Here is a 15,419-nt window from a genome sequence, read left to right as displayed (position 1 = left end):
TTCAGCAGGAGGGATAGAATGGCTGCAAACAATGTGGCGCCCGAAGTCATCGCCGCCATTACCGCCGCCGTCCAGGCGACGACGGGCAACAAGGTCGTTGCTGTGAGCGTCAAACCCGCCGAGGTCTGGACGCTTGCCAACCGCAGCAGGCGCTGAGCGTCCTGCGGGATAAGAGTATTGTCAATTTTAGCGTTGGAGGAATCACACATGAAAAAGTTCAACATCACGGTCAACGGCACTGCTTATGAAGTTGAGGTTGAGGAAGTGCGCGCTGCGGGTGCTGCTGCGCCCGCTGCGGCACCGAAGGCCGCTGCTCCGGCTGCTGCGCCGAAGGCTGCTGCTCCGGCTGCTCCCGCTGCCGCACCGAAGGCTGCTGCTGCCGGTGAGCGCTCGGTGGACGCACCGATGCCGGGCAAGATTGTTGAGGTCAAGGTCTCGGTCGGTCAGTCGGTCAAGGCAGGCGACACGCTCCTTATCCTCGAGGCGATGAAGATGCAGAACGAGATTGCTGCAGATGCTGACGGCACGGTTAAGGCGATCAACGTCACGGCTGGCCAGTCGGTCAAGGTGCGTGACTCGCTCGTCATCCTTGGCTAAGCTCTTTTATCAAAAACATTGGGAGTCCCGCAAGGGGCTCCTTTTTTGATGCTTATGTTGACCGAAGGGAAGGGATTATCTATAATGAGAGCAGAAGATACAAGCCAATTGTGAAATTCGTTGATGGACAGAAGGCACAGAGCGAACTCGTACAGGAAATAGAGCAGGAAGTTGAGCGTGTCAAACGACAGGACGAAATGAGGCGGGAATACATGACACTCTATATGGAATACCAGAAACAACACCGTGCTGGCATCGAAGAGGGAATGCGGCGCGGGCGAGCCGAGGGGCGAGCTGAGGGGCGAGCTGAGGGGCGCCAGGCTGGCACGCTTCATACCGCATTGCGCTTTATGCGGGCAGGCACACCACTCCATACAGCAGCTCAGATCGCAGAGGTGCCGGAGGATGAACTGCGCGCGTTTGCCCAGGAAAACGGCATGGTTTTCTCCTGATGATCAGGACAAAATCAGATGAGTCGCGTGATGTCCTGTGTATCGTGTCGTACGGAAGAAAGAATGAAAATAAAATAATAGCACATTCTTAAGTTGTCCCTTCCTTTCGTCGATAAAAATATTAGGACGGTGGATTCCGTCTATTTATGCAATCATAGAATGGCATGGACGAACCATAGATAACAGTCAGGGAGGCAGTCTTTATGGCGATGGTGGTCAAAAACAATATGTCGGCGGTGAATACGCTCAACACGTTGAACAAGAATCAGAGCGCGCTGTCACAGAGCCTGCAAAAGGTCTCTTCGGGCATGAAGATCAACAGTGCCGGCGACGACGCCTCGGGGATGGCGATCTCCGAGCGGATGCGCGTGCAGGTGCGCTCCCTCGATCAGGATGATAAGAATACAAAGAACGGTGCAGCACTTCTGCGTACGGCAGAGGGCGCTGTGCAGTCCACCATCGAGGTTCTCAAGACCCTGAAGGAAAAGGCGATCAACGCTGCGAACGATACGAATACGGACGAGGACCGCAGACTCATCCAGAAAGAGGTCGATAAGCTGATCGACCAGATCGATGAGAATGCCTTGACGACGTACAATGGGAAGTATCTGATTGATGGTTCGAAGAATGGCTTAGTTCGTGGGGAAGCCGGATTAGGAACGCAAACAAGTTTCACAAATATGAGTCTGGCAACCGATACGAATGGTCTAACTCAATTAGCGCGTCTCAAACGACGAGATGGAAATGCTGTAGGCATTGATCCAAGTGATACTCTTACAGCCTCTTGGGTAAAAAATGGTGTTACCTATACAGGTACCCTTTCTCCAATCGGTACGGGTACAATCACAAATATGATCGGTCTTATTACGTCTCAGCATGCATCTTTTCATAGTACTGGTCCAGATGTTGGCGTAGATGAATACGGACGAACGGTATATACGCCGGATAACCAGAATGCACTCACCATTCGAGCGTTTGGTGAAGGGGTCGATGGACAGGTTACGGCAATCACCTTTTCTGTCACCGACAAGGCAGGAAAAATGCGCAATGAGGTTAATGCGGTTCTTGATGCCTTTAAGGAGACCGTACGCGCACAGAATCCTTCCCCAGATAACTCACTCGTTCTACAGACGGGAACGCGTGCGAATCAGGCAGTTAAAATTGGCTTCACTGATATGCGCTCAGCGGCTCTTGGTCTGCAGTCCTCGGACGGAAGAGGATGGAATCACGTTGTTCCCACAGTTACACCACCGGTTACAATAGATGTTGTTGGAGGCGGACCAAAGGTACAGGTCACGACAAAGGAAGCGGCAAATGCTGCGATTAATGTCTTTGAAAACGCGCTGATTCGCGCAACTGATCAGGCGGTCGCAATTGGTGCGGTACAGAACCGTCTCAAATATACGAGCAACAACCTCGTCGTTGCCTCGGAGAACGTGCAGGCGTCAGAGTCAACCATTCGCGATGCGGATATGGCGAAGGAAATGACGGCGTACACGAAGAACAACGTCCTCACGCAGGCGGCACAGGCGATGCTTGCGCAGGCAAACCAGAACTCGAGCACAGTGCTCAGCTTGTTAAAGTAAAATATCATGGGCTTGTGTCCACTACCGCTGAGGCGGTTCGCCTCCCCCGCAACAGCGGGGGAGGCTTTTCTCTTTCGATCTTGCACGCAGGAATAGAATCGGCTAAAATAGTCATAGGGGCGATTTGATGGCACGAGATTTGGATGAAGCACGACGCATGCGCTATCAAGAAGTGATTCAGAGTTTTACACTTCTTGATGATGTCTTTATGACCGCAGTCTTTCAAGACAGTCTCCCGTGCGTAGATTTGGTCTTGCAGATTATTCTCGATCAGCCCAATCTTCGTGCAGAGCGTGTTATTACGCAGGATACGGTGAAGAATCTACGCGGGCATGATGTACGGCTCGATGTGCACGCATTTGCTGACGGACGTGAGTTTAACATCGAAATCCAACGTGCAAAGAGCGGGGCAGATCCACGCAGAGCACGCTATCACAGCAGTATCATGGATGCGAATGCACTGCCGGCAGGGGTGGACTATGAGAAACTGCCTGAGTCGTATGTTATATTTATCACGGAGACCGATGTCCTTGGCTTCGGACAACCTCTCTACGTGATTCGTCGTATGATAGAGGGATACAGTAATGTGTTTGACGACGGCTCGCACATTATCTATGTAAATAGTGCGATGACAGACACATCGACATCATTGGGGCGGTTGATGCACGACTTTCGCTGCGCCCAGCCGGAGAAGATGTACTACGATGTTCTTGCACAGCGGACGAGAGCATTCAAGCAGAACGAGGAAGGAGTGAGCCACGTGAGTGCGTTATGGGAACAGCTGCTGAAGGAAGAATATGAGCAGGGCAGAGAAGCGGGGATCGAAAAAGGGATCGAGCAGGAACGTCTATCTTCGATACGCGCCGTGATGACTACTTGCAAACTCACAGCGGAAAAGGCGATGGATATGCTTGCTATTCCAAAGATCAACCAGGAACGCTACAAGGCGATGCTTTGATGAGCACATAACAGATCAATCCCGTCGAATGGTCCTAGGACGATTCGACGGGATTTCTTGTCTTCTTCACGCATCTATGCTATTATAAAATGAGCTATAACTTTCGATAAATATAGATGAGAAATATCGCATCAGATGGGAGATCGGAATCATGGGAAAGTATCGGACACGGGAATTGACACAGCGTGTGCGCTATGCAATCATCGCCGGTATGGCGGGCGCTTTTTTGATTCCGCAGGTCGGCTTTGCCGCGCCGACGGGTGGGAGCGTTGTTAGTAAGAATACTGATAATACGGTAAATGCCACGATTACGCAGGTTGGAAATGATACGAATATCGTTTCGGTTGGCTCAAATCCTAACAAGGTGATCGAGTGGCGGGATTACTCTATCGCAAGCGGAGAACGTGTGCGCTATGACTATGACGTAAACACAAATAATGTCACGCAGACCAACAACTATCTGAATATCGTCACGGGCGCGAACACCTCGAATATCAATGGTAAGATCGAGGGCGGAAAGAACGTCTACATCGTCAATCCGAACGGCGTAATCTTCGGCAAGACAGCATCCGTGAACGTAGGGAATCTCTACGTCTCCACGCAGGATACCAGTACGGTAAACACTGATGCAGATATGGCGAACAACGTATCACCCCTCAGTGCGAGTGCCGCCGGTCTTTCCGATGTCGTCAATATGGGCAAGATCACGGCGAATACCGTCGAGGTGCACGGCAAGAACATCCGCTTCCTCAATGCGGCAAATGTGCATACAACGAATCCCGTTGTGCTCCATACGGATACAGCAAACGGCGGCTATGCCCATATCGGTTATCGAGGCACTGTGCCGACGAACTATAAGGTCAATCCAACGACTGGCAATCCGGCGGGGGTCAGCCCAGAATATTATCAGCTTGTCGCTAATAAAACAGAGTTCCAGAATATCAAGAATGGTCTCACAAAGAATTATATGCTCGAGAACGATATTGATTTCTTGGGTGGATCAATAACCCCCATTGCCGGTTCAGGGACAACACCCTTTACGGGAAAGTTCGATGGGAATTTCTTTAAGCTGCAAAACTTTACGATTACGGGCGGGACATATACTGCTCCATTTGGCCAGGTCAGTGGATCTCGTATTGAGAACGTTGGTGTTACAGGAGCGATGGTCACCGGCGATAAAACTGGAAACCAAGATCGATGGGCGGGAGGTCTTATTGGATACGCGAGCGGAACGAAAATTAAAAATGTCTATATAAAAGATAGTCAAGTAGATGGCGAAGCAGGTCAACATGGTGGTATTGTCGGGCAGACAACGGCAAGCACGACGCTTGACGGTGTTTATAGTAAAGCCCGCATAGGTGAAGGCGGTGCCGTCATAGGAACGTCAGGATTAGGGACTGTAATAAGCAATACCTATAGCGATGCAAGCAAGATTGCCGGAACGATAGGGACAGAACTGGTTTATTTCATAGCTCCGTCCAATGGAACAACAGTTAGAAATAGCTATGTGACTGGTACTAATCCTAGACTTGCAACGAATCAATCAGGGCTGAACCAAAATATAGCGACGAATACATATTTAGTTGATACCTCTACGGGATTGGTAACTAAATTCAAAGAGACAGGCACAATCCCTAAAAGACCTAAGACCGCGGCGAGTTCTTATGCCGGCTTTGATATCAACAACACGGGGGCGCCCGGTGCGACGTGGCGTATCTACGAGGGGCGTACTACGCCGATGTTGACGGCATTTATGAGTGGGACAGCGACGGCGACGTACAACTATCGCTATTTCAAGCCGGACGGAACGCCCAAGGACGATACGGGCAACACGGTCAAGAGTAATGATGGCAAGGATATCACGGCGGAGTACAACAGCTACTATATGAAGGTTGTGGACGGCTCTACGGCGAATCCAACCGCCGCAGGGACAAAGGCGAATGTCAGCTTTGGTGCGGGTGCGGATACGAGCCGTGTCATTGACTACGTCAACAGCAGTACGAAGGACTACGACCGCACGAACGGCATCCGCAACGCAGGGACGAAGGCAATGCTCTGGTCGGATCAGGACGGCCCGAATCTGAGTGGGGTCAATGTCACAATCACGCCGCGTGATGTCCGCCTTAACAGCGGCAATATCAATCCGAAACGCATGTATAACGGAAAGAGCGACGTGACCAAGGCATTCCGTGATGCGCTCACGAGCGGCCGTATCACCTCCTCGGGATTTACCGAAGAGGATATTGCTGCGGGCTCGGTTCAACTTGATTTTAATAAACCGGGAAAAATTTTCAAGGCCCGTATGGTTGACGGTAGTGGAAATGCTACCAGAAATGTCGGTACGCACGATGTTAAGTTTTCGGGGGAGATCGGTTTCAGCGGCACAGATGCAGGGAACTATACGTTTGTCGGCAGCTCCCTCAGCAACCTGACGGGCAAGGCTACCATTACCAAGGCACCGCTCTATCTCACGATCCAAAAAAAGACGGCAGACGACAAAATCTATGACGGTACATCCAAGGTGCTCGACACTGCGATGCTGCAGACCAATACGCCCCCGAACATCAATCTGGACGACACCAAGACAGGTCTGACTCTCGCGCAGATCAACGCAGGTACGCCGACGATGCCCGACGGCGCGATCATGACGGGCGACGATGATACCACGCGGGATGATGTTGCACTCACAAACGTAGGCGATCCGAAGTATACGAACGCGGCGGGTGTGGAGCAGCTCCATGCGGGTGAACACAAGCTCCAGTACACGAATGTCGGGCTGCAGGGCAATGACGCGGGCAACTATGCGCTGTACTATACGCCTGCGAGTGGGACAAAGACAGCGGTCACAGGCGGCAATGTCTACCTCGATGGCAAGATTATCCCGCGCCAGATCCTCAGGGACAACTTCAACGTCTATGATAAGACGACCCATGCAAAGGTCGATGCGAAAAAGGTCTACGACGGCAACGACGAGTATACGCCGACCTCCGATGTCTATCTCTCCTCGAATGCCGCGACCGGTGGCACGACGGGGCTGGTTGAACGCGACCGCAACCATATCACATTTGCACTCACAGGCGGCAAGGGACATTTCGCGCAGAGTGACGGCACCACCTATAGCAAGAATGTGCGGGATGTCGAAAAGCTCGCCTATGAGGTGACGGGGCATACGGATGACGCGACCAACTACCGCCTCTCCGACTACTACATCATGGACAGTACGACCAAGAAGGATCTTGGCAGTACGTTCCATGCGACGGGCGCGGGCAAGATCACGCCAAAGGCTCTCACGGCGACTGTTGTGAATCAGCATATCACGAAGGTCTACGACGCAATGGACGACCAGACCGACGGCAAGCGTCACATCATCAAGGGTGATGATCTCGTCACGCTCTCTGGGTGGGTCGCAGGAGATACGGCGCGCACAAATACCTCGACGGCGAAGTATGCGACAAAGAACGTTGTTCTCGACGGCAGCGGCAATCCGACGACGCAGAGTGTCACCTATTATGCGTCCTTCAATCCCGGATCGGGAGCGGAGGCGCAGAACTATACCCTCGGTACGGTGGGTGTAACGCCGATTGAGACTACGAAGACGCTTACGGGCGCATATACGGGCACGATTACGCCGCGCCCCGTCAAGGTGAAGTTCGCCGATGTGACGAAGATCTATGACGGTACGGTGACGAACACGCAGATCACGGCAAGTGATCTGGACGACGGGCTGAACAAGGCTGTCCTGAATGCGGACAGTGTCGGCGTCGGCAGTCTGAGCACGGCGGGCGTGACCAGCCGCTACGGCGATAAGACGGTGACGACATTCGCCGAGAACCGCAATGCGGGCAGCCGCAGTGTAGAGTATGCGGGTCTGACGAACTCACTCGGCACGAACTACAAGCTCGATGCGAAGCAGTACGGCGATGGAACGATCACGCGCCGCCGCATCGATCCTTCTTCGTTCAATGTCTACAAGACGAGCGACAATACGCTCGCAACAGCGACGAAGGTCTATGACGGTACCTCGAACTATAGACCGGACAGCTCTGTCTATCTCTCTGCGAATGCACCCGCGATCGGCGATACGGGCATCGTGAGTGTGGATCAGAACAAGGTGAAGTTCGAGTTGTTGGATCCGAGCGCTGCGAATTTCACAAAGGCGGACGGCACGACGGAGACAAGCCATGTTTCGGAGGCGGAAAAAATCGCCTACAAGGTCATTGCGACGACAACCAATCCGACCGAAAATCCGCTCACGAACTACGAGTTCGGCACAACGGTCTCGAAGCGCAATCTCGAAACAGTGAATGCAAATAATCCCGGTAGGGTGTCTACTACGGGGTCTATTACCCCTGCTTCGCTGCGTGCAAATACACAGCAGATTGAGAAGGTCTACGACGGACTCACCGCACATACGGACGGCAATCAAAATGTCGTCAAGGGTGATACAGTCGTCAACTTTACGGGATGGGCTGTGCATGGTGGTACGACGGAGAAGCGTACGAACGACTCCACGGCAGTATATGCGACCAAGGATGTCGCGTACGATGGCAGCGGCAATGTTACCACCAAGTCCGTCACCTATACTGGAAAACTGACGGGTATGTATGCGGACGACTATCAGATCGTCGATGCGGGCAACAATGTCATCAGTACGAAGAGCGGATCGGGTGCCGCCACGACTGTAACGATGAATGTGCCTATCACGGTTGCCAATGCGGGCAAGATCACACCGCGCAAGCTGAAGGTCAAGATGGGCGATGTGTCGAAGACCTATGACGGCACGGCGGGAAACACCTCCGCGACGGTCACAGGTTTTACGGATGATCCCGCAAGCTCTGTGCTTGCGGATGTCCTCGGTGTCGACAACGTCACGGCGACCCGTCTCACGAACCGGTATCAGGGGATGGTCAGCCCTGCCAATACGACGACGACCAGTACATACGGGCGTGGAAATAAGGATGCCACATTTGGCGAAAATGTGAATGCAAGCAACGGTACGCCGCATGATGTGCAGTATACGAATATGCGCAACGCGTTCAAGAATGAGTTCGGGTCGACCACGGCGGGCAACTATACGGTCGATGATACGGTGTACGGCAAGGGAACGATCAACCGCCGCGACATCTCCCCGAATAATTTCCAGGTGCGGGATGCGAACGGCAATATTGCAAACGCGACGAAGGTCTATGACGGCACGAGCAGCTATACGCTGAAAACGGGCGACCATCTGACACCCAACTCCGGGCCTGCGACGGGCATCATTGCCACCGATCAGAACGACGTGTTCTTCCGACTCAGTTCGCAGGGCGCGCAGTTTGCGGACAGCAGCGACAATCCAACGGCGAATGTTGCGACTGCGACAAAGGTGCTCTACAATGTGGAGGCTACAGGGGATGCCACAAAGATCAGGAACTATACACTGAATGGTGTTGCGCTTGAGAACGGCACGGGCAAGGTCTCGGGGAATGGCAGCATTACCCGCCGCACCCTCAGTCTCAACCTCGTGCAGAATTCCGGCATCGACAAGGTGTATGACGGCGCGACCACGCTCAAGAACACGGCGACAAAGAATTGGAATGCGCTGCGGGACAGCGACAGCACGGGAAATGTGCGCTATGCGACAGGGTCAACGGCCAAGGATAAACTTGTTACTACGGACGGGACGAGTTTCAATATCACGTCGAACTATATGGAAAGCGGCTCTGCAGACAAGAATGTCAAGCGCAGCGGCGGCAATATTGTAGACAAGGATATCCTTTATAAGGTCGCGATCAACGGCAACGCGACGAACTACTCCTTTAAGAAGGGCGGCACGGTCACAGACGCAGAGTCAGGACTCGAACTTTCGGCGACAGGAAAGATCACGCCGAAGGATCTGACGGGATCGTTTGCAAAGATCACGAAGGTCTACGATGGTACGACGAGTGTCGACCATGCGACGAACCCGACCGTTACACCGGCGCAGGTCGGCTTTACGGCGGGCGCGGTGATCGCGGGCGATACGGTCAACCTTGCCACGCATAACGAAGCATTCCAGAGTAAGAACGTCAACGGTGATGGTGTCAATACGTGGACGCCGACCGAGGGAACAGAGAAGGATAAGGTTCAGAAGAACTGGATCAACTACTCAGGTCTTACCCTTGGCGGTGCGGATGAGGGGAACTATAAGCTTGCATCTACGGCACAGGGGCTTGGCGAGATCACGCCGTATGAGCTGAATGACAATTCGATTACCTTTACCAAACGTCAGGCGGAGAAGGTCTATGACGGGACACGGGATGTCAAGTGGACGGACGGTTCGAGCACGACCATCGATCAGAAGAAGTATATTACGAGCGCGACGGTGACGGTCGGCTCTGCTCCTGCGGTGGATATCCTCGGCGATCTAAAGCTCGAGGAGGCGAAGTATGATACGAAGGATGTGGACGGCGGTAGCGCGACTGACCGCGTCACGTACAAGCTGAGCTATACCGGAACGAATGGGAACTTCTCCCTCGGGACGGGTGTCACCTCGTTCACGACGAAGGGCGACGGCGTTATCACGAAGAAGGATGTCACCGCAACGGTCAGGAATCCGCTCTCAAAGACCTATGATGCAACAACGGTAGTGAAGAATGCGGCGGGCAATGTCATCACGGGCAGCGCGCTCAATGATCAGGTGTCGCTCTCGGGGCTGACCGGCAACGATGGCGCAACATACACGACGACCGCCGTGTATGCGGACAAGAACGCGGGCACGGGCAAAACCGTGAACTACACGCTCGCGATCGATGGTGCCAATGCTGGCAACTACAATCTGAAATATAACGGCGCGGATAATAACGGCAATTTCTCGACGACGAATAACACAATCACAAAGCGTAAGGTGGACGTGACGTTTGCGCCTGTATCGAAGTCCTATGACGGCACGGAGACGAACAATACGACCACGCCGTCTGTCTCGGGTGATGATGCAGCGGTGCTCCGTGAGGATAGCTCTGCCAATGTCAGCGGAACGAATCTCACGGGTCTGACGGGCATTACGAGTCGGTACGGTACGGGCACGATGGATGCGACGTTCCAGGCGAATCCGAATGCGGGCGCGAAGTCTGTGCAGTATGCGGGGCTTGGTGCGGCGATGGGTACGGCGTTCGGTGCGAACAACTATGAGTTTGCGACGAACGGCTACGGTACGGGCACGATCACGAAAGCGAATATCAATACGTCGGATATCACCTTTGCCACCACGGGCGCACATAAGGTCTATGACGGCACTAGGACGGTGAAGTACAACGGTTCGAGCGCTCAGGCGGATGTAAAGAACTATATCACCACGGCGACAGCGAACCTCGGCGGTGGGCATACGGCTGATCTGCGCGGCGATCTTGAAATTGATGAAGCGGGGACGCACTATTCTAGTCCGAATGCGACAAATGGGACACCGGATACGGTGACGTACAAGTTCCGTTTGAAAAGCAACAACATCGAAATCTCGGGCAAAAATGAGTTCGAGATGACAGACACGGGCACGATTGACCGCCGCGTGTTGAACCTCGGTCTGAAGAAAACGTCGGACATCAACAAGATCTATGATGCGACGGACAAGGTACACAATACGGACGAGCTTCACTACAACGCCTTTGTCGATCACGATGCAAAGGGCAATGTCGTCTATGCGGCGGGCACGACAGATGATAACAAACTCGTGCGCAAAGCGGACGGAACGCCTGATGCGACCGTGCAGGTGACCGCAAAGTATGCGGACAAGAATGTTGCACGCAATGGCGGTGGCGCGGTCACGTCGCAGAATATCAACTACACGGTCAAGATCGGCGGTGATGCGGGCAAGAACTACACGCTCAAGTACGGTGCGACGGAGGTCGATGCCGAGACAGGGCTGAACAACGTCACGGCGACGGGTACGATTACACCGCGCGCGATGACGCTCGGCTTTGCGGATGTGGATAAGCCGTACGATACGACGGCGACCAACAATACAAAGACGATCAACTCCGTGATGGCGGGCAATTCCGACGGGCGGGGGGCTGCGACACTTGCGGCAGACAACATTACGAGTGCGACCTTTGGCTCTGCAACGGGGAGTGTGAACAGTCTCTACGGTGCGGGCGATACGGATGCGATGTTCCACAGTGATCCGAATGTTGTCACCGATGCGGACGGCAATGTTGTCGAGCGCGGCAAGGATGTCCGGTATACGAATGTCCGGAGCGTACTCACGGGCGCACTCGCGAACAACTATACGGTTGCAGATACTGCATATGGCAAGGGTACGATCCGAAAGCGCTCGGTCACGGCAAATGATTTCCGGTTCAACATCAGTAACGCCACGAAGATGTACGATGGCACGAAGGATGTTGTTTGGAGTGAGGGCGGGCGGAACTACACCGACATGACGCACGTCAAGAAATATTTCCAGAACAGCACACTGGATCTTGGCGGCGGGAATACGGTGCCGATCAACCTTACCGATATCAGCCTGAACAGTGCACAGTACAACAATGAGAACGTTGCGCATGCGAACGGCATCAAGTACAATGTAACAATCAATACGACGAACTTTGAGTTTTCGGGTACACGTACCCGCGACGTGGATCATACAGGTGACACCATTACGAAGCGCGACCTTGCGACACTGCTCCCGACCCACCTCATCAAGGAGTACGATGGGCAGCAGACATTTGACGAGACGAACCGCGACTATGTCAACGCACTGGCGAATGAGAATATCACCCATATTGTCAAGGAAGATCAGGGCAAGATCCAACTCAAAGTCGAGGGCACATACAGCGATAAGGATGCCTCGGCAGAGACGAAAGCCAATGCACAAAACGGAGTCCATCTGTCCACTGCACCCAATGGGCGCACGGTGGACTACAAACTGACCCTCTCGGGCGATGCGGATACGCTTGCTAACTACACGATTGACGGGCACGATACTACGCATACGGTGACGGGACGCGCAGCGGATATTTACAAGAAGACGCTAACGGTTGGCGTGGACAACATCGACAAGCTCTATGACGGCACACGGACGGTTGTTCGCCCCAATGGTTCGACGACGGCACCGCATCCGGCGGCGAATAAGCTGAAACTCAATGGATTCGCGAAGACGGCAGATCACTTTGACTTCGACCAGACGGCGGCGGATAAGATTGACGGGCTTTACTCCGATCCGAACGTCAGCCGTGCGGCGGACGGCACGATCCTCGACAAGGATATCGCGTACAGCGGTGTGAAGGCGGCATTTAAGAACTACGCCGACAACCATGCGGGCAGCGCGGCGAGAAACTATCGCGTGGACAGCGACACGGTGTCGGGCAAGGGCAAGATCACACCGCGTACGATCACGCCGAATGATATTGCAAACGGTCTGACGCTCGCAGATGCCACAAAGGTCTATGACGGCACGACGAAGGTCAAGTACAATGGGCAGAATACGCCGGACGCACTCAAGAACTATCTCACGAGTGCGACGGTGAACATCAATGGTACGCCGATTGACATCAAGAACGAGCTCACGATTCGCGCCGATGAGGCATCGACGCACTACGACACGCCGAATGTGGCGGGTGGTGCGCAGCCGCACGTGACCTACACACTGAACTATACAGGCGGCAATTTTGACATCACGGGGCCAATCACAAAGACGGCGAACGGCGTCATCACGAAGCGGCAGGTCACGGCGTATGCGCCGGGACAGCTGACGAAGGAGTATGACGGAACGCTCAAGGTCTATGACAGCGGCGACCCGACGATCAAGACGTACTATCGTGGAAATCAGGTTACGTCGGGGGCGGACATCGTGCAGCTGGAGGAAGAGAACGGCGATCGCGGGCTTCTCACGAATGACGGCGTGCAGAATATCTCGACGGCGACATTTGAGGATAAGAAGGCGGAACCCAACAAGAAAGTCAACTATAATATTGCTGTCGATGCTGCCCATGCAGGAAACTATGAGCTTGTCGACCAACGCGGAAATGTGATCTCTCAGACCTCGACGAACAACAATACGATTACACCGCGCCGCCTCGATATCACGTTCGGTGATGTGTCGCGTGCATACGACGGGACGAGCACGAACACGGATGTGACTGCGCTCGTGAAGGACGCGGATGCGCGTGCGACGATGCGCCGCGATGGTGTGAATCCCAGCGGCGAGCAGCTGATCTTGCGTGATGCGGCAAATAACGACATTACCTTGCCGAGCGACTACGGCTACGGCAGAACCGACAGTGCCTTTACGAAAAACGCCGACGCAAATCAGACCGGCGAGCCGCCGAAGGATGTGCAGTACCGCAAGCTGGGTGATGCGATGCGTACACTGCTCGGCAATGATGCGGGCAACTATGACTTCGATGAAACGGGCTATGGCAAGGGCCGGATTACGAAGGCAAGCGTGCGCGAGAGCGATTTCCGCATGAAGTTCAAGGATGCGGTAAAGGAGTACGATGGCACGAATGCCGTAAACGACGCACGGTCGCGCCTCGATCGATCGGATAGCCGTATGCGCCTGCCCCGCGCGGAGGGGTGGAAGCCCTTTGCCCTGCAGGACAAGGATATCGCGGACATTAAGGGGACGTATCAGCCGACGGGTGGAAAACGCAGCAAGGATGCGAGCGAGAACAGCCGCGGTGTGCAGTACGAGGTGCAGCTGAGCAAGCAGAACTTCGATTTTGAGAACGGTTGGGACGGAAAAATCCGTGGCGATGGCGCGGGCAAGATCAACCGCCGAGCGATCACGGCGGAGACACTGCCGTACCTGACGAAGGAGTATGACGGCACGCGCGGCATTGTGAATGCGGCGCGGGATGCCGACGGCAATCTCATCACGCAGAGCGGCGACGGACTCATGCGATTCCGTCATGCCAATGATGCGGCGAAGCGTGCCCTCATCACGGGCGATGATGTGTCGAATGCGACCACAGCAACGTATGACACCGAGAATGTTGCATGGAAGGACGGTGTCTGGAACCAAGGGAACGGCACGACTGCTGATGTCGGTGTTGCCTATGCACTTGGCCTCTCGGGAGCGGATGCCGCGAACTATAAGATCGTGGACAGCAAGGGCGATGAGGTGACAAATGCCAAGGGGCTAGGCAAGATCACGCCGAAGGAGATCGTGCTGAAGGCTGACCCGCAGGAACGCTGGATCAATGAGGGACTGCCCACCAGCTACACGGGAACGCCACAGGGAACAAACCTTAGTCATAATGAGGTTCCGGAGATTGTACCGGACGAAAAGCTTCCGGGCACGATTGACTATAGTTCGCCGAATGCGCGTCTGCGCGTCGGACACTATGCCGTGAACGGTACGTACCATGCGCCGAACGGTGCAAAAGACGGCGACGCGGTGTCGCGGAACTATCGCTTCATCCAAGATCCTGCAAACGACACTGCACTCTACATCGGTCCATACATTCCCGACTATGAGTACTACAAGGCGATGACGCAGGTAAGCAAGATGACGCCGGACGAGTACGCGTATGAGAATGCGTCGCTCGACCGCACGAATCACTACAGCCGCAAGCCAACGGCACAGGTTGATCCCGTTCCGCCCGCCGTCAATGTGATGAGGGATGGAAAGGATATCACGCGGAGCGATATCAACGTCCTTGACGATACGGTCTACACCATCGTTGACGAGGTATTCGGCTGAGATTTACAAAACACAAAATAAAGAGCGCCCCATTGACGATACTGTGTCGATGGGGCGTTCTTTTGCTAGGGGATCGTTGATAAAATGAGGTGTTCATCAGTGCTTCTCTAAAGTCGTTCTTGTCAAACGACTTGGTGTGCTATATAATATAGGAAAAGGGTGAGCCGACA

6 protein-coding genes are annotated in these 15,419 nt (G+C 54.0%); all 6 read left to right on the top strand.

Annotated elements, in window-relative coordinates; translation table 11 throughout:
* Positions 1-18: 18 nt before the first annotated feature.
* The 6 genes from ADJ74_RS11345 (at position 19) to ADJ74_RS02455 (ending at position 15,249) form a co-directional block, all read left to right on the top strand.
* Positions 19-156: a hypothetical protein gene (locus ADJ74_RS11345; protein ID WP_006690222.1), complete on the top strand. Its 138-nt coding sequence runs from the start codon at positions 19-21 to the stop codon at positions 154-156.
* A 51-nt stretch (positions 157-207) separates the two neighbouring features.
* Positions 208-597, top strand: coding sequence for a biotin/lipoyl-containing protein (locus ADJ74_RS02475; RefSeq protein WP_006690221.1), 390 nt, complete (start codon positions 208-210; stop codon positions 595-597).
* Positions 598-707: 110 nt separating this feature from the next.
* Positions 708-1,049: a hypothetical protein gene (locus tag ADJ74_RS02470; RefSeq protein WP_216594521.1), complete on the top strand. Its 342-nt coding sequence runs from the start codon at positions 708-710 to the stop codon at positions 1,047-1,049.
* 203 nt (positions 1,050-1,252) lie between these two features.
* The gene (locus ADJ74_RS02465; protein ID WP_009753861.1) at positions 1,253-2,635 is read left to right on the top strand and encodes a flagellin; all 1,383 of its coding nucleotides are present in this window, start codon (positions 1,253-1,255) and stop codon (positions 2,633-2,635) included.
* A 127-nt stretch (positions 2,636-2,762) separates the two neighbouring features.
* Positions 2,763-3,593, top strand: coding sequence for a PD-(D/E)XK nuclease family transposase (locus ADJ74_RS02460; protein WP_050341624.1), 831 nt, complete (start codon positions 2,763-2,765; stop codon positions 3,591-3,593).
* A gap of 151 nt (positions 3,594-3,744) precedes the next feature.
* On the top strand, positions 3,745-15,249 hold the full coding sequence (locus tag ADJ74_RS02455; RefSeq protein ID WP_050341622.1) for a YDG domain-containing protein: 11,505 nt from the start codon (positions 3,745-3,747) through the stop codon (positions 15,247-15,249).
* Positions 15,250-15,419: the final 170 nt, after the last annotated feature.

The sequence above is a fragment of the Selenomonas sp. oral taxon 478 genome (genome assembly GCF_001189555.1).
GTDB lineage: Bacteria > Bacillota > Negativicutes > Selenomonadales > Selenomonadaceae > Centipeda > Centipeda felix.
The sequence above is the reverse complement of the archived record's forward strand: the minus strand, read 5'-3'. Positions and strand labels throughout refer to the sequence as shown.

What these genes read in the sequence shown, in the direction of transcription:
- ADJ74_RS02475 (WP_006690221.1), top strand. Translation starts at nt 208, where the DNA reads ATGAAAAAGTTCAACATCACGGTCAACGGCACTGCTTATGAAGTTGAG.
- ADJ74_RS11345 (WP_006690222.1), top strand. Translation starts at nt 19, where the DNA reads ATGGCTGCAAACAATGTGGCGCCCGAAGTCATCGCCGCCATTACCGCC.
- ADJ74_RS02460 (WP_050341624.1), top strand. Translation starts at nt 2,763, where the DNA reads ATGGCACGAGATTTGGATGAAGCACGACGCATGCGCTATCAAGAAGTG.
- ADJ74_RS02465 (WP_009753861.1), top strand. Translation starts at nt 1,253, where the DNA reads ATGGCGATGGTGGTCAAAAACAATATGTCGGCGGTGAATACGCTCAAC.
- ADJ74_RS02455 (WP_050341622.1), top strand. Translation starts at nt 3,745, where the DNA reads ATGGGAAAGTATCGGACACGGGAATTGACACAGCGTGTGCGCTATGCA.